Raw genomic sequence first — 15,949 nt, forward strand, 5'->3', positions numbered from 1 at the left:
ATCGCGTGCCGAGGCGCGAGGAGGCCGCGAAAGGCTCGCCACACGGGCTTGGGATACCGAGGGAGCCCCTGCGCGGCGTGGGTCGCGGCGGGGTTCATCGGCTCGCCGGGCGCCAGAATACCGGGTTTTTACCCATCATCCCAGTGCAGCCTGAGGTATACCCGTGCTTCACGTATCGAGGCACAATTTCTATCTTTGTATCCCAAGACGGTCGCGGTGACTAGCGCGGTACGCCAGGCGACCTATCCGATTGGCAGCAGCACGAAGTGACGGAAGAGAACGAATATGGCAAGGATCATTGGTGGTATCGGCACGTCCCATGTACCCACGATCGGGTTGGCGTACGACAAGGGCAAGCAGAATGAACCGGCATGGGCGCCGATGTTCAAGGGTTATGAACCGGTGGCGCAGTGGCTGGCCGAGCAGAAGCCCGACGTGATGGTGATGTTCTACAACGACCACGCGAACAGCTTCTTCTTCGATTGCTATCCGACTTTCGCGCTGGGTGTGTCGCCCAACCACGAATTCGCCGATGAAGGCGCGGGCAAGCGTCCGCTGCCGGACATCGCCGGCCACCCGGATCTGGCGATCCATATCGTCGAGCAACTGGTCGCCGACGAGTTCGATCTGACCGTCTTCCAGGAGCGGCCGCTCGATCACGGCGTCAATTCGCCGCTGTCGCTGATGCTGCCGCATCAGGGCGGCTGGCCGCTGTCACTGGTGCCGCTCGAAGTCAACGTGCTGCAGTATCCGCTGCCCACCGCGAATCGCTGCTACCGGCTCGGCCAGGCGCTGCGTCGTGCGATCGAATCGTTCGAACAGGATCTTAAGGTCGTGGTGGTCGGCACGGGCGGGCTGTCGCACCAGGTGCATGGCGAGCGCAGCGGCTTCAACAACACCGAATGGGACATGGAGTTCCTCGACCTGATCGTCAACGATCCGGAGCGTCTTGCCAGGATGAAGCACGTCGACTACGTGCGCCTGGGCGGCGCGGAAAGCGTCGAGACGATCATGTGGCTCGCGATGCGCGGCGCGCTCGGCCAGAAGGTCCGCGAGTTGCATCGCAGCTACTACCTTGCGACCAGCACCGCGATGGCCGTGACGATCTACGAAGGAGAGGTGGCGTAATGAATCCGCAACTGGTTGGCGTCGAAGAATTGACCGGCACGTATCCGTTCGATATCCGCCAGAGCATGAAGGCGATGCGCCTGAACCGCTTTTTCTGGCAGATGCGCGAAGCGTCGGCGCGGGCGCTGTGGCTCGAAAATCGCACCGCCGCTTACGATGCGGCCGGCCTGACGCCGGAAGAGCGCGCGCTGGTCGACAACACCGACTGGATCGGTCTGATCCGTTATGGGGTGTCTTTCTTCGTGCTCGAGAAGTTCGCGCGCGTGGTGAAGATCACCAATCTCGGCGTGTACGCAAGCATGCGCGGTGAGACGCTCGAAGAGTTTCTGAAGACCCGCCAGGTACCCGACGCCGTTTAAAGGCCAGGCATCGAAGGCGCGCAACGAAGAAGCAAGCCGGGTTCGTTCGAACCCGGCTTTTTTCATCTCGATGCCGCGTTGCAACGATCCCGACTGCAATTTGGCGTTTGCTTAAGTTGCGGGCCGCAACTATATTGATTGCGCAGCGCAACGGATATGCGAGCGTCATCATGGATCTGATCGAAGCCCCCGCCAAGCCTCGCGATACGACGATTCTCGAACTGCGGGAGTTTTCCCGCCGCCTGGTTCGCGAGCTTGGTTTCATGCGCACGACGCTCGCCGATAGCGATCTGGCGCCCTCGGCTGTGCATGCGGTGATCGAGATCGGCATGTCGCCGGGCATCAGCGCCAAGGATCTGGCGACCATCCTGCGGCTCGACAAATCGAATACGAGCCGGCAGATCGCAAAGCTCGAAGCGAGCGGACTGGTCGAGCGTACGGTCTGCGCCGACGATGCCCGTTCTTCCGAGTTGTACCTGACGGCCGAAGGTCAGAAGCTGCGCAAGAAGATCGACCGGTTCGCGACCGATCGCGTGTCCGGCGCGCTGCGGCGCATGGTTCCCGCCGACCAGCAGGCGCTGGTCCGTTCTCTCGCGCTTTATGCAGACGCTCTTGCGCATGGTGAGGTCAGCAAGCTTCCTGCAACGGAAGCGGGGTCCGCAGGCATCGTGGAAGGCTACCAACCCGGCTGCATCGGCGATATCGCGAGTCTGCACGGGCGCTATTACGCGCAGCACTGGGGTTTCGGCGCCTTCTTCGAGAAGAAGGTCGCGACGGAACTGGCGGAGTTCGCGGGCGCATTGCCGGCCGAAGGGAAAGGGCTTTGGCTTTACGTCGAAAACGGCCGCACGCTCGCGTCTGTCGTGATCGATGGGGATAACGACACCGGTGTCGCGCATTTGCGCTGGTTCATCGTCGACGATTCGTTGCGCGGCTCCGGGATCGGACGGCAATTGCTGGCGCATGCGATGCGTTTCGTCGACGAGCGCTTTGACGAAACCTATCTATGGACTTTCCAGGGGCTCGACGCGGCGCGTCATCTGTACGAGTCATTCGGTTTTCGGCTGAGCGAAGAATCGGAAGGGGAGCAATGGGGAACACGCGTCGTCGAGCAGCGTTTCGACCGGCCTTCCGCAAAGAAGGGCGGTAGCGGCATCGCGTGATCGGCGCAGCGGCGAGCTCGAATCCTTCGGTCAATGCGCGACGACCGATGCCGCGATCCGGTCGGCCAGGTCGGCGAGAATGCGGCTCAACGCGGCCGCCTGCGCGAACGCATCGTGTCCGTCGATCGCGGAGTCGAGCGTCACCTGCTGCCGCAGTGGCACCTGATCCGAATGCCCATTCAACAGGGTCCATTCCGCCTGCAAGGTCAGCGTGCCGCTCGCGTTGGCCGCCGCGTTCAGCACCGTGACGACCAGCCTGCGCGTACCGGGTGGCGCGGGCGCGTCCGGCACGACGAACGACCCGGCGGGCAGCCGCGTGAGCAAGTCCTGGGCAAGCGTTTTGCGCATCATCTGAGCGAGCGGTGCGCCCCACCGGTCGCTGTCGTCGATCGTCAGGCGGTTTTGCGAAGCCAGCGTGACGACTTCCAGCCGATCGAGCACCGCCGGAATGTGCACGGCGGTCAGCTGAATCGGTTGCATCGGCGCCGTGGCTGGCGGCGCGTCGGCGGGCATCGGGTTCAACGTCACATAGCGCGTCGGTATGCTGTGCCCGCATCCGGTGAGCGTCATCGCCGCGACGCAGACGACAAACGCCGCCGTCCAGACGCGCGTCGTGAGCGATGCCTCGCCGGCGCGTCCGATGCGAAGCGTGGACCTCGTCATCATTGAGTCTCCTGCTGCCTGCCATGGATCAGCGCCTCGGGATGGCGGTCCAGATAGTCGGCCAGTGCCCGAATCGAGCGCGCGGTGTCGGTCAGCTCCTGCATCGCGGCAGGCAGATCATTCTGGCTCGACGCATCGCCGCCTAACGTACGGTTCGCCGCGGCAACGGTGCGATCGGCCGCGCTCGCCGTGTCGCGCAGTTGCGCGACGAGCGGACCGATTTGCGGCGAGACCTGCTGCAACGTGTGATCGATCTGCGCGACGGAGTGGTCGATGTGCGTCAGGCTGTCCTTGATTTGCGGCGAGGAACTGAGCGCGTTGATATGCGCGGCGATACTGCGCACCTGTTCGCCGGTTTGCCGGATCGGAAGATCGTCGATTTTCTGGATCACCTCGTTGGCCTTGGCCATCGTCGTGTCGAGATTCGCGGCGGCGACACTCGGAATGACGGGCAGGTCGCCCTCGCTGGCGAGCGTCGCGACCGGCGCGCCTTGCACGAAGTCGAGGGTGATCTTGTCCGCGCCGACGACCGGCGGATCTTGCGACAAGCGCGCGCGCAAGCCCGTGGCGACGAGGCGGGCGAGCATGCCGTCGACGAGCGGGCGCCAGTCGCCGTTGGCCGGCGGCGGCGCCCCGACGATGCCGAGCTGCGACGGATTCAGCGCGATCTGCACCGGGGTGCTTAGCGCGCCCGTGCGTGCGTCGTAGTTCAGCCGTACGCTGGTGACGGTGCCTACATCGAAACCGCGCAATTGCACATCCGCACCGCTTTTCAGGTCGCCGACCGCACCGTCGAAGCGCACCAGATAAGTGACGACCGGGCCGTGCCCCGGTGCGAGCGCGGGGCGGCGATCGACTCCGTCGAAACGCGAAGCCGGTTTGCCGGGTCCGGGCTCCATCACGATCTCGGGGCCGGACAACATGCCTTTGAGCGACGCTGGGTCGTTGAGGTCCACGTGGGCTCCGCGCAGAAAAAACTTCGTCTCGCTGCGCAGATACTTTTTCTCGGCGCGATCTATCTTGAGCTCGGCTTGCACGTGCTGGCCATCGGGCGCGAGCGTGATCTCCGAGACCGCGCCGACCTTCACGCCGCGCAGCGTGACGATCGTATCGTCGGGCTTCATGCCGTACGCGTTGTCGAAGATGACCGTGACCGTCTCGCCCTGATGCGTCAGCGCGCGAACGCCGAGCCATCCGGCCATCGCGAAGGCGGCGATCGGCACCGCCCAGATCCAGCCGGGCCATGGGCTGCGCCGCACCTGAGCTTGCGAACGACGGGGACGCGTGCCGCTCATCGCTTGCTCCGCGGGTGGACGTCCCACATCAGGCGCGGGTCGAATGCGCGCGAAGCGGCCATCGTCAGGAACACGACCAGCGCGAACGCGGTGGCGCCGATGGCCGGTCTCGCCGACGCGATGCCGTCGAACTGGATCAGCGGCACGAACGCGGCGATCGTGAACACGTCGACGAACGACCATCGTCCGAGTTCGTCGATCAGGCGATACAGATGCGCCTTGACCCGCAGATGCCGACGCGAACGGCGCCGCACGGAGACGATGAACCAGCCCATGCCGACGATCTTCGCCACCGGAATGACGATGCTCGTGCAGATGATCAGGATGCCGAGCGGCCACAGGCCCACGTGGAACAGCTCGTAGACGCCGTCGATGACCCTGGTTGACTGGATCTGTCCGAGTTGCATCGAACTGGTCATCGGAAAGACGTTGGCCGGGATCGTCAGTACGAGCGCGGCGAGCGACAGCGCAGCCGCGCGCACGACGGCGTCGGTTTTGCGAGCGCGCAATTTGAGTCCGCAGCGAGGACAGGGACGGCCCTCCTGCGACATCGGCACGACCAGATCGCAAACCGTGCAGGAGAGCGGCGCTTCGTGTTCAGGCAGCTCGTTGTCCGTGGCGATCGCGCGCCACACGGTTCTGCGGTCGAGCGATGCGCGCGTGAGCATCGACAGCAGCGCTGCGGCGATGAAACAGTAGCCGCCCGGGGCGATCGTGCCGGTCAGATTCTGCGTCACGCGCGCGTAGCCGACGAAGCAGCCGACCAGATAGACGTCGGGCATGGCCCAGATATCGAGCGAGGTGGTCCAGCGAAACAGCGCGCCGATTGCCCTGGTACGCCAGCCGAGCCGTAGCGCGACGAGAACGGCCACGAGGCCGCCAAAGCGGACGAAGGGCAGCACGATGCCGAAGGTGCCGAGCAGCACCGCGAGAATGAACCAGCCGTCGTTCCACATCTGCACGATGCCCGACGACAGCACTGACGAGTGCTCGACGCCGAGCATGTGCACGTACATCAGCGGCGCGAGATTGGCCGGAAACAGCAGTACGAAGGTTGCGCTCGCGCAGGCGAGCGCAGCGGCCTGGCTTCGGCCGTTACGCCGCTCGAGCGGAAAGTGGCAGGCGCGGCAACGCGCGTAGGTATCTGCGGCGAGCGGCGGGATGTCTTCGAGCGCGCCGCATTCGGGGCAGCCGATCGTCATGCGACGTTCTCCATCGGCTGTCCGTGTTCAGGCGGGCAGTGCGTTGCGAATGAGGTTTCGCCGATCATCCCTCGACCCCCGGCGCCAGTTGGCGCGTGAATGCACGGCAGGCGCGCTGGCACGCGCCAGCTCCATTTCCTCCACTAGCATTGCGCGTGCCCGGTTTGGCGTCCGCCTACGCTGAGGGAGCGGCGTCGGCGATGATCAGCAATCTCGAAGGCAGGGCGTCCGGATGGCCCGGCTTGAACCAGTTCATCTCGGGAATGCGCGAATCGGTCAGGTAGATCGTGCCGTCCGGCCCCTCGGCGAACGTATCCGGCCAGCGCAGGCCGCGCTCGTGCAGCAGCGTCGTCAAGCTCGTGCCGTCCCATACCTTCACCGCGTGTTCTTCCACCGCGGTGATCAGCAAACGTCCCGCGCGGTCGATATGCAGCCCGTCGGCGGAGAGCGCGGTATCACGAAGCGCTTCGGTGGGCACGCGATAAAGCGTTTTGCCCTTCAAGGCCTGCCAGTACAGATACAGTCCATCGCGAGTCAGCGCGATGCCGTCGGCCGAGAATTCGACGCCGCGTCCATCGGGACGCCGCAATGGTGCGCCGCCTGCATGCACGGTGACGCTCGGGTCCATCTGCGTCGAAGGATGCCCGTCGAGCACGCGGCGCGCTTGACCGGTGCCGAGATCGACCACCACGATCGCGCCGCGTGTTCCCGAGTCCGTGATATAGGCGAACCGGCCGTCGGGACTGATGCGCAGGTCATTCAGATAACTGCCCTGCGGCGCGATCTCGAGCGTGAACGCAATGCAGCCGACGACGCTATCGGTCGCAAGATCGATGCGGACCAGTTTGGGGGCGCCCGGCACGACGAAGGACTGGGCCGGCGCGCCCGGGTCGAGTACCCACAGGTTGTTTTGCGAATCGCACAGCATGGCCTGCACGCAGACCCAGCGATCCTGCGGGTTCAACTCGTCACGCCTGGCGTTGCGCCAGCCGTTCCAGCGATCGTCGGGGTAAGGACGAACGTCGCCATCGGGCGTGAGTACGCCGACGGAGATCGGCGCGTCTTCTGTCCAGCGCGGGAAGTTGACGAAAATGCGTCCGTCCGCAGCGACGGCTACGCCGGTCACCTGATGCGCGAACGATGCGATCTCGCGCAGATGCAGCCGCGAGCCGTCTTCACCGGCGCTCGATGCAGGCGCGGCGGTCAGCGGAACCCGATCCGCGGCGGGTGGCGTGACGGAGTCTTTCATGGGCTGCCTCCGGGGCAGAGTGGAAATGTCCGTACTCAGCAAAGCGAATGCCGCGTGCAACGATAAAGTAGATCGTAATCCGCGAATCTTTCGGAAGGTATTCAACTTGAATTTGCTGATCGTCCTTTATGCATATTGTTTGAATTTCGCGCGAGCAGAGAACGGCATGTCGCGCAATAGGGAAAGCCGAGTTGTCGCACAGTGCCCGGTGCGGGCCGGCGCGCTAAGAGGCCGTGTAGGTGCCACGTCATTCATGGCAAAAATAATTGCTTCGCGGCGGCGTGCGGAGTCGCCGTAGCAGGCGGTCCATTTCGGCAACTTTGACTCTCAGGGTTTCTCCTGCCTCGCATTGGGACCCACCGTGTCAGTCGTGCGCTACACCGCTCATTTGCAAAGAAAAAATAATGCCGGCGTCAAAGGAATGTGCTAGAAAATAACAATTGCACGCGCAGAGAAATAGCCACGCCTGCAAGTAAAAAATTCGGCTTTCAATACACTCTTAATCGGCCGCGAGGTGGATCATGAGAACAAGTGCGCTTTGGGGGCTCGGGGTGACGACGGTCGCTTCGGTGCTAACGCTGCTGTGTTATCCAGCGTGGGCCGACGGACCCGAAGCGGCCTATGCGTCCGGCGACGAAGTGCCGGCCGGCTCGCTTAGTCCGAACGAGTACAAGGTCAATGCGGACGGCATGAAAGAAGATCCGAACGCGAAGATGTCGGACGTGGCCCGCGCATACCGCAACGGCTATATCAATCGCGGCAAGCAGGATCAGGCCGATTACCAGGCAATGATCGACTCGCACAATCACGGTCAGCGGCAACCCGCGAAGACCGACGTCGCGCGGGTCGACGTGCCGCCGCTGCCGCCGGGCGTCCCCGAAGACGACAACTCGAAGTACACGAGCATTCCGCCGCAGCCTCAAAAGCCGCAGCCGGTGCAGTACGCGCAGCGTCAGATGCCGCAAGCGCCGCCGCCGCAACAGCAATATCAGCAGATGTACCAGCAGCCGCAATACGCGCCGCCGCCAATGCAATACCAGCAGGCGCCGGCCTACGCGCAGATGCAACCGGTCTACGACAACCAGCCGGTGTACGTGCGTCAGGACTATCCGCAGCCACCCGTGCAGTACGTGCCGGTTTATCCGCAAGCGCAATACGAAGAAATGCCGCAGGTCGTGGAAACGGTGATTCAACCGGTCGCGCCTGTCGCTTATCAGGTTTATCATCCGCCGGTCTATTGGGCGCAGCCGCGCGTTTATGCGTATCGCGCGCCGCCGGTGTATGGTTACCGTATGTGGCGTTGAGGGATTGCGACGAACTCTCGCGCATCGATTGAAAGTACTCAGCCCGGCGCATTCGTGCCGGGCTGAGTACTTTCTTTTGTTCGATTTGCGCTAATGGCCGCTCGCTCCTCTCGTGCGCACGTTCAGATGGTTAATCACCTGCCGGACTCCGCGCACCGATCTCGCGACACTGCCCGCGCGTTGCACCTGGGCGCGCTGCGGCACCCAACCGGTCAGCGTGACGACACCACGGCGCGCCTGCACGTGAATCGCCGTTGAATGCAGGTTCGGTGTGCGTGCGAGAGCGCGCCGCACGTCGCGCGCGAGCTCGCTATCGGGTCTGTTGCGAGCCGGCGACGCCGCGATGGACTGGCTTTGCGCGGAAGCATCGTTCGGCATGCCGCCACTAGTCTGTGCATTCGCACAGGTCGCAGTGCCGAGCGCAATCGTTACCGCGGCAATTGCGCCCACTATGCTGTTCACGCTGACTTTACTCACATGCCCTCCTGTACCGGGAATTGGCCGTAGATGGGTTCCGGCTAATGCGGTCGTGGTGACGACCGTGCAGTACTCGAGATTCGCCAGCGATATCGCATGGACGTCGCCGGCACTGTGTCGATATGCTTGAGGCAGACTTTACCGTATTGGCGCCGTCAATAGCCTGTATGATGGCGGGCTCGCGCCCGGACCGGAACGCCGCGCGGGCGGCTTGCGCGGATCGCGCGCCGTCTGCCGCGCCCATCGGGCCGCAACGCATCCATTCACGATGACCCAGAGGAAGACCGCCATGACGGCTGCAACGCAATTCGACCAGGTTTCTGTTGTCAAACGAGCCAATGTGTACTTCGACGGCAAGTGCGTGTCGCACACCGTGCTGTTCGCCGACGGCACGCGCAAGACGCTCGGCGTGATCCTGCCCGGCACGCTGAACTTCGGCACCGACGCGCCGGAGCTGATGGAAGTGCAGGCGGGCAAATGCCGTATCCGTCTCGACGGCAGCGACGAGTGGAAGACCTATGGCGCGGGCGAATCGTTTTCGGTACCGGGCAAGAGCCGCTTCGATATCGATGTGGTCGAAACGCTCGACTACGTTTGCAGCTATCTGTAAGCGGTTTTAAGTTGAGTGCGATGGCTTGGCCAATGGGCCTGAGCCATCCTTGCTCAAATGTGTTGAAGCGACAACACGCAAGCATTCGCGAGTGCATGCGTGAGCCAGGTGCTCAGAACGGGTCGTCCCTTACGCTTCGCTTCGACGATGAATACCGCCGCCAGCACCACCGCGCCCAACAGCATCGACACGACCGCACGATCGACGTAACCGTGCATCAGCGTGAACAACGCAATCGACCCCACCGCGGCAACCCGCCACGACAAACGAAAAACGCCGTTAATTGGCCGTATGGGCAGCCATTGTCCGACGATCGTCTCAAGCAACGGCATCAGAATCACGATAAAGAACAGCTGAACCAGGATCGGCTTATCGGCGAGCGGGATTTTATGCGGCGCCGGGGGTCCCCACAGCGCGTATTGAGCGAATATCAGCGCGATCTGCCCGAAAAACATGATTGCGGCGCCGCCGATTATCAGCCCCCATCGGGGCACCTCGTTCCAGCTTCTTTTTGTTAAAACCGTCAGCGCGAGCAATGTGGGCTCCGTTCGCAATTGGCAGGATCTCAGGCCGTCTCTTTTGCCAGAATCTCCTCGATCACCTGCACGAATTGCTCGACCGGCTGGCCGCCCGTCACCAGATAGCGGCGGTTGAAAATGATCGATGGCACCGATTGAATGCCCATTTCCTGATTGTTCTTTTCCGCTTCGCGAACTTCGCTGGGATACGCGTCGCTCGTCAGCACTTCGCGCGCTTCACTGGCGGCCAGTCCGACCGACTGTGCCGCCTCGACCAGCACGTCATGATTGCTCGGATTCTTGCCGTCGGCGTGATACGCGCGCAATAGCGCGAGCTTCAGCGGCAACTGTTGGCCCTTCAGGCCGGCCCAATGGAGCAGGCGGTGCGCGTCGAACGTGTTGTAGGTGCGGGTGCGCGGACCGAAATCGAAGCCGACGCTCGCGCCGCGTTCGCGGATCATCGCTTGCGTTTCGGCGATCTGCGCGGCCGTGCGGCCGTATTTCTTGCCGAGATACTCGACGATGTCTTCGCCGTCCGGTCCCATCTGCGGATTCAGTTCGAACGGATGCACGACGATGCGCGCATCGATCTTGTCCTGCAGCCGCGCGAGCGCGAGCTGCAGCGACGACAGGCCGATCGCGCACCACGGGCAGGCGATGTCGGAAACAAAATCGATGGTGAGCTGCTGTTTCATGGTTGTCCCTGGCGAAATGAAGTGCGACGCGACCGGCAAATGCGGCCGCAACGATACCGACAGCGTAGCGTGAATCGTCCGCCCGTGCAGTGCTGCCGAATTTGACCGCAAGACCCGGAGTGTTTTCCCGCCGCCACGCTCGTACACTAAGCTCATCGACTATCTATTTTCATGGCGCGGGCAAAGAGCCCGGCTGCCCACTCATCGACGATGAACGCAATCGCTCCTACCCAAACCATCGACCAACGCGTCGACGCCCTCGACTGGCCGCGCATCGAACACGATCTGGATCAATACGGCTGCGCCGCCGTGCCGCAACTGTTGACGCCGCGCGAATGCGACGCGCTGAGCGCGCTCTATCCACGCGATGCGCTGTATCGCAGCCGCATCGTAATGGCGCGCCACGGCTTCGGCCGCGGCGAATACAAGTACTTCGCGTATCCGCTGCCGCCGCTCGTCGACGGCTTGCGCGGCGCGCTGTATCCGCACCTCGTGCCGGTCGCGAACCGCTGGAACAGGGCGATGGGCATCGACGTGCGCTATCCGCCGAAGCACGCGGAATTCATTCGACGCTGCCATGACGCCGGCCAGGTGCGGCCGACGCCACTGATCCTTCAATACGGCGAAGGCGATTACAACTGCCTGCATCAGGATCTGTACGGCGAACACGTATTCCCGCTGCAGGTCGCGGTGCTGCTGTCGGAGCCGGGGCGCGACTTCACCGGCGGCGAGTTCGTGATGACCGAACAGCGTCCGCGCATGCAATCGCGCGCCGAAGTCGTGCCGCTCGCGAAGGGCGACGCGGTCGTGTTCACCGTGAACAGCCGGCCGGTGCAGGGCACGCGTGGACCGTATCGCGTGAATCTGCGGCATGGCGTGAGCCGTCTGCGTTCGGGGCATCGGCATACGGTCGGCATCATCTTTCATGATGCGTTGTGAGGTCCGCGGTCGGTACCATGGCGCAACCCTGCGTGCCGTGAGACGATAACGGCCACGATTCCAGCGATCCGCCGCCATTGTCGTCAGACCCGCCGCCTCGTCCCATGGAAAACCTGCTCAAGAAACTCGATCTCACTTCGCTGCGTCTGTTCGTCGCGGTTTGCCAGGAGCGCAATATCGCGCGCGCGGCGGAGCGCGAGTTCATCGCGTCGTCGGCGGTGAGCCGGCGCATCGCCGAGATCGAGGCGATGATCGGCCTGCCGGTGATTCAGCGGCAGTCGCGCGGCATTACCGTGACGCCGGTCGGCGAAACCGTGCTGCGCTACGCGCTCGCGATCATCGGCAATATCGAGCAGATGAGCGCGGAGTTGTCGCGCTTTTCGACGGGCGTCAAAGGGCGCGTGCGGGTGGTCGCGAATCTGTCGTCGATCGTGCAGTTTCTGCCTGAAGACGTGGCCGCGTTCGGCCGCGCGTTCCCGGATGTATCGATCGAGCTTGAAGAAGAAAACAGCGCGGACGTGCTGCGTATCGTCGACGAACACGGCGCGGACTTCGGCATCTGCAATCCGGTCGCGGGAAGCGAGGCGTTCGAGCAGGTGCCGTACCGGCAGGACCGGCTCGCGGTGCTGGTGCCGGGCGGGCATCGGCTCGCCAGCGCGGCACGGGTGAGCTTCGACGATCTGTTGCACGACAGCTTCGTCGGCCTGCGCAGCGAAAGCGCGCTCACGCGTCTGCTCGCGCAGCAGGCGGCGAGCGCGGGCCGGCAACTCGACGTGCGGATGCGCGTGAGCAGTCTCGATGCACTGTGCCGGATGGTGCATGCGGGGCTGGGCATCGCGATCGTGCCCGAGCCAGTCGGCCTGCTCTATGTGAACACGCTCGACGTGCGGCTGCTGCCGCTTGCCGATGCGTGGGCGGAGCGCCATCTGATCATCATCTTCAAGGCGCGCGAGCAGTTGAGCGCGAGCGCGGCCGCGCTGGTGTCGTTCCTCGGCAATCAGCCTTAGACAGTCCGTCACACGCACGCCGCGACGCGGCTCCGAAATCGAGCATTCGCGAAACGAGACGGCAGAGTTGCCGCACCGGCACTTCGGCATCGGCCTTGCGCGCCGTATAGTGGGCGCAAGGAGAACGCAGTGATGAGCGATACGATTCGTTTGGACGGCCGCGTGCTGTACCTGTCGCAAGACCCGGCCGTGATCGAGGCGCAACTGGCCGGCGAAAACTTCACGCGCGAGACGGCGGGGCCGTTGCGCGACAACGTGTCGACCGACGAGATCACGCCGGTCACCGTGATGCTCACCTACGACGAGCGCCTCGGCCAGTATCCGTACGTCGGCTTCAAGGCGGGCGAATGTCTGCCGATCGGCCGCAATGCGGTGAAGGACGGCGGCTTTCGCGTGACCGTGGCGGGCAAGCGCTACGGCAAGGGCTCATCGCGAGAATCGAGCCCGCTCGCGGAGTTGTCGGCGGGCATCCGGCTGATCGTTGCGGAGAGCTTCGAGCGCATCTATCAGCAGAACTGCGACAACATCGGCATTCTGACCACGACGGATTTTTCCGTGCTCGATTGTCTGCTCGCGGGTGAAGCGGTGCCGATCGACGAGTTCCTGAAAGGCCGCGACGCACTCACCCAGCAGATCATCCGCAGCGGCGGGTTGCTCGCGTATAGCAAGTTCGCGGACTGGCCCGCGCCGCGAGAGCGCACGAGCGTTGCCCCGAACGACGCGCCGGGCGCCGAGCCGAAAACGCTGGTCGAGAAAATCATCGACCGTCATCTGCATCCCGGCACCGCGAGCGCGCAGCGCGGCGACGGCGTGTTCATCGCCGCCGACTGGCGCTTCAGCCACGACTATTTCACCGGCATGTGCGCGCATCTGATGCATCGCGCGTTCGGCAAGCCTGCGCCGCTGCATGCGCCCGATCACATCATCGCTTTCCAGGACCATCTGGTGCTCGCGCCGCAAAGCATCCCGCACGTGCGCGACGGTCTGCTGCTGGGCGTCGCGAACCTGATGGAAGGCCATACATCGTTTTCGCGCGACTACCCGGTGCGCTCGCACGGCGCGCTCGATGGCGTGCCCGGCTCCGAGGGCATCTGTCATGCGTTGATGGCCGAGCAATACGCGCTGCCGGGGCAGGTTGCGTGCGGCACCGATTCGCATACGCCGCATTCGGGCGCGCTCGGCTGCCTCGCGTTCGGTGCGGGCGCGACCGAAATCGCCAATAGCTGGGTCACGGGCTACGTGCGCTGCAAAGTGCCGGAGACGCTGCGCATCGAGATCGACGGCCAGTTGCGCGGCGGCGTGACCGCGAAAGACGTCGTGCTGCATCTGCTGCGGATAGAAGCGATCCGCTCGGGCGGCGCGATCGGCCTAGTGTTCGAATACGGCGGCGCGGCGGTCCGCGCGATGTCGATCGACGAACGCGCGACGCTGACCAACATGGTCGCGGAGCTCGGCGGTTTCACCGGCATCGTCGAGCCGGACGAGCGTACGGTCGCGTTCCTGAAGGAGCGGCGCGGCGTCGATTTCGTGCTGGAAGGCTGGATGAAAAGCGATGCGGGCGCGACCTATCGCGACACGATTCATATCGATGCGAACGCGATCGAACCGATGCTCGCGCGGCCGGGCGATCCCGGCAACGGCGTGGCGGCGCCGCGGCTCGAACAGGACGTCGCGATCGATATCGCGTACGGCGGGTCGTGCACCGCGGGCAAGCGCGAGGACTTCGATTTCTATCATGAGGTGCTGCGCTGGGGCGTCGAGCACGGCTTGCGCGTGCCCGAGCGCACGCGTCTGTATCTGCAATTCGGCACGATGGCGGTGCGCGCGTATTGCGAGGAGCAGGGCTATCTGCCGGTGTTCGAGCGCGCGGGCGTGACGCTCGTGATGCCTGGCTGCGGCTCGTGTGCGAACTGCGGACCGGGACAATCGGCCAACCCGGACGAGGTGACGATCAGCGCGATCAACCGCAATTTCCCCGGCCGTTCGGGGCCGGGCGACGTGTGGCTCGCGAGCCCGTACACGGTCGCGGCGAGCGCGCTGGCCGGGAAAATCACCACGTTCGAACAATTGCAGCGCGCGCACGGCTAGAATGCTGGCCGAACTCAGGCCGGGGCAACGTGGCGCGTGCGACGCGCGACCAAACGCAAGGCCGGCATCGGACTGGCCGCGGCGAGCGATCAGCGCCGCCGTAAAAGCAGTCGCAACAGAAGGAGACAGACAACATGGCATCCCCCGATCACGCGGAGTCCGTCGCGCGCAGCGGCGGCAACGCGGCGCATTCCACCGACGCGGCCGGCAGCGCCCGCAGCACTGCCGCTCAGGCGGCGGGCCATGCAGCGCTCGACGCCGGCAGCATTTCGGCACGCCTCGACCGCTTGCCCGCCACGCGCTCCATCTGGAAGCTCGTGGTGCTGCTGAGCCTCGGCTTCTTCTTCGAACTCTACGATCTGCTGTATTCCGGCTATGTCGCGCCGGGCCTCGTGAAAAGCGGTCTGCTGACCGCGACCACGCGCGGCCTGTTCGGCTCGACCGGCGTCGCGAGTTTCATCGCCGCGCTGTTCAGCGGCCTGTTTATCGGCACGATTGCATGCGGTTTCCTCGCGGATCGCTTCGGGCGGCGCGCGGTATTCACGTGGTCGCTGCTTTGGTATACCGCGGCGAACGTGGTGATGGCGTTCCAGGAGACCGCGACGGGCCTCAATTTCTGGCGCTTCATCGCAGGTGTCGGCATCGGCGTCGAGCTGGTGACGATCGGCACTTACATCTCTGAGCTGGTGCCCAAGCAGATTCGCGGCCGCGCGTTCGCGTGCGAGCAGGCGGTCGGTTTCACGGCGGTGCCGGTGGTCGCGTTTCTGTCGTTTCTGCTGGTGCCGCGAACGCCGTTCGGTCTGGACGGCTGGCGTTGGGTCGTGCTGATCGGCGCGCACGGCGCGCTATTCGTCTGGTGGATTCGCCGCGCGCTGCCGGAAAGCCCGCGTTGGCTCGCGCAGCAAGGACGTCTCGCCGAAGCCGACCGTGTGATGACCGCGCTCGAGGCGAAGGTACGCCACGAATACGGCCGCGAGTTGCCACCGCCGGCGCCGCCGGTGGCGGTCGCACCGCGCGGCAGCTTCCGCGACATGTGGGTGCCGCCGTATCGCAGCCGCACGCTGATGATGACGATCTTCAATGTCTTCCAGACGGTCGGTTTCTATGGCTTCGCGAACTGGGTGCCGACGCTGCTGATCAAGCAGCGTAGTACGGGGTATCGTACTTATCCATAGGTAATCGCGTTTATCCAAAGTATCCCAGCGAAAGCCGCGCCAGATAAGGATTTCGGCCATTTTGCAAATCACGATTT

Annotated in this window: 15 protein-coding genes and 1 pseudogene; 9 read left to right on the forward strand and 7 right to left on the reverse strand. The window is 64.1% G+C overall.

Going from position 1 to position 15,949, the window contains the following annotated elements; all coding sequences use genetic code 11:
* The first annotated feature begins 285 nt into the window (after nucleotides 1-285).
* The 3 genes from AB3X89_RS06365 (at nucleotide 286) to AB3X89_RS06375 (ending at nucleotide 2,650) form a co-directional block, all read left to right on the forward strand.
* Nucleotides 286-1,128 (forward strand): gallate dioxygenase, encoded by an 843-nt coding sequence (locus AB3X89_RS06365; RefSeq protein WP_013092128.1) that lies wholly within the window; start codon nucleotides 286-288, stop codon nucleotides 1,126-1,128.
* Complete coding sequence (locus AB3X89_RS06370) at nucleotides 1,128-1,487, forward strand: protocatechuate 3,4-dioxygenase (RefSeq protein ID WP_176106500.1); 360 nt, start codon at nucleotides 1,128-1,130, stop codon at nucleotides 1,485-1,487. Before AB3X89_RS06365 ends, AB3X89_RS06370 begins: the two co-directional genes overlap by 1 nt.
* 170 nt (nucleotides 1,488-1,657) lie before the next feature.
* Nucleotides 1,658-2,650, forward strand: coding sequence for a GNAT family N-acetyltransferase (locus AB3X89_RS06375; protein ID WP_368582385.1), 993 nt, complete (start codon nucleotides 1,658-1,660; stop codon nucleotides 2,648-2,650).
* 30 nt (nucleotides 2,651-2,680) lie between these two features.
* On the opposite strand, the gene AB3X89_RS06380 is transcribed toward AB3X89_RS06375, so the two are convergent.
* The 4 genes from AB3X89_RS06380 to AB3X89_RS06395 all read right to left on the reverse strand — a co-directional run bounded on the left by AB3X89_RS06380 (nucleotide 2,681) and on the right by AB3X89_RS06395 (nucleotide 7,059).
* A complete protein-coding gene (locus AB3X89_RS06380) occupies nucleotides 2,681-3,316 on the reverse strand; it encodes a membrane integrity-associated transporter subunit PqiC (RefSeq protein ID WP_368582386.1) in 636 nt (211 codons plus the stop codon).
* Nucleotides 3,313-4,608 carry an MlaD family protein gene (locus AB3X89_RS06385; protein WP_368582387.1) on the reverse strand — a complete coding sequence of 432 codons (1,296 nt, stop codon included), beginning with the start codon at nucleotides 4,606-4,608 and terminating at the stop codon, nucleotides 3,313-3,315. The genes AB3X89_RS06380 and AB3X89_RS06385 overlap by 4 nt, the downstream gene beginning before the upstream one ends.
* Entirely contained in the window at nucleotides 4,605-5,810 is a 1,206-nt protein-coding gene (locus AB3X89_RS06390) for a paraquat-inducible protein A (protein WP_368582388.1), read from the reverse strand. Before AB3X89_RS06390 ends, AB3X89_RS06385 begins: the two co-directional genes overlap by 4 nt.
* 175 nt (nucleotides 5,811-5,985) lie before the next feature.
* On the reverse strand, nucleotides 5,986-7,059 hold the full coding sequence (locus AB3X89_RS06395; protein ID WP_368582389.1) for an L-dopachrome tautomerase-related protein: 1,074 nt from the start codon (nucleotides 7,057-7,059) through the stop codon (nucleotides 5,986-5,988).
* Between the two features lie 521 nt (nucleotides 7,060-7,580).
* On the opposite strand from AB3X89_RS06395, the gene AB3X89_RS06400 reads away from it, so the two are divergent.
* Nucleotides 7,581-8,363, forward strand: coding sequence for a hypothetical protein (locus AB3X89_RS06400; protein WP_368582390.1), 783 nt, complete (start codon nucleotides 7,581-7,583; stop codon nucleotides 8,361-8,363).
* 90 nt (nucleotides 8,364-8,453) lie between these two features.
* Here AB3X89_RS06400 and AB3X89_RS06405 read toward each other — a convergent pair whose 3' ends face one another.
* Nucleotides 8,454-8,840 carry a BON domain-containing protein gene (locus AB3X89_RS06405; RefSeq protein WP_368582391.1) on the reverse strand — a complete coding sequence of 129 codons (387 nt, stop codon included), beginning with the start codon at nucleotides 8,838-8,840 and terminating at the stop codon, nucleotides 8,454-8,456.
* Between the two features lie 289 nt (nucleotides 8,841-9,129).
* Between AB3X89_RS06405 and AB3X89_RS06410 the strand changes: the two genes are divergently transcribed.
* Nucleotides 9,130-9,450, forward strand: coding sequence for a pyrimidine/purine nucleoside phosphorylase (locus AB3X89_RS06410; protein ID WP_008917257.1), 321 nt, complete (start codon nucleotides 9,130-9,132; stop codon nucleotides 9,448-9,450).
* Between the two features lie 53 nt (nucleotides 9,451-9,503).
* On the opposite strand, the gene AB3X89_RS06415 is transcribed toward AB3X89_RS06410, so the two are convergent.
* Nucleotides 9,504-9,986 (reverse strand): CPBP family glutamic-type intramembrane protease, encoded by a 483-nt coding sequence (locus tag AB3X89_RS06415; RefSeq protein ID WP_368582392.1) that lies wholly within the window; start codon nucleotides 9,984-9,986, stop codon nucleotides 9,504-9,506.
* Nucleotides 9,987-10,015: 29 nt separating this feature from the next.
* Nucleotides 10,016-10,663 (reverse strand): DsbA family oxidoreductase, encoded by a 648-nt coding sequence (locus AB3X89_RS06420; RefSeq protein WP_368582393.1) that lies wholly within the window; start codon nucleotides 10,661-10,663, stop codon nucleotides 10,016-10,018.
* Between the two features lie 210 nt (nucleotides 10,664-10,873).
* On the opposite strand from AB3X89_RS06420, the gene AB3X89_RS06425 reads away from it, so the two are divergent.
* The 4 genes and pseudogenes from AB3X89_RS06425 to AB3X89_RS06440 all read left to right on the forward strand — a co-directional run.
* On the forward strand, nucleotides 10,874-11,602 hold the full coding sequence (locus AB3X89_RS06425; protein ID WP_013092117.1) for a 2OG-Fe(II) oxygenase: 729 nt from the start codon (nucleotides 10,874-10,876) through the stop codon (nucleotides 11,600-11,602).
* 104 nt (nucleotides 11,603-11,706) lie between these two features.
* Nucleotides 11,707-12,609, forward strand: coding sequence for a LysR family transcriptional regulator (locus AB3X89_RS06430; RefSeq protein ID WP_368582394.1), 903 nt, complete (start codon nucleotides 11,707-11,709; stop codon nucleotides 12,607-12,609).
* 132 nt (nucleotides 12,610-12,741) lie between these two features.
* On the forward strand, nucleotides 12,742-14,697 hold the full coding sequence (locus AB3X89_RS06435; protein ID WP_368582395.1) for an aconitase family protein: 1,956 nt from the start codon (nucleotides 12,742-12,744) through the stop codon (nucleotides 14,695-14,697).
* A 134-nt stretch (nucleotides 14,698-14,831) separates the two neighbouring features.
* Nucleotides 14,832-15,842 (forward strand): annotated as a pseudogene (locus AB3X89_RS06440) (MFS transporter); the annotation flags it as partial.
* Between the last annotated feature and the right edge of the window lie 107 nt (nucleotides 15,843-15,949).

This window comes from Paraburkholderia sp. BR14320 (assembly GCF_040948665.1).
Taxonomy (GTDB): domain Bacteria; phylum Pseudomonadota; class Gammaproteobacteria; order Burkholderiales; family Burkholderiaceae; genus Paraburkholderia; species Paraburkholderia youngii.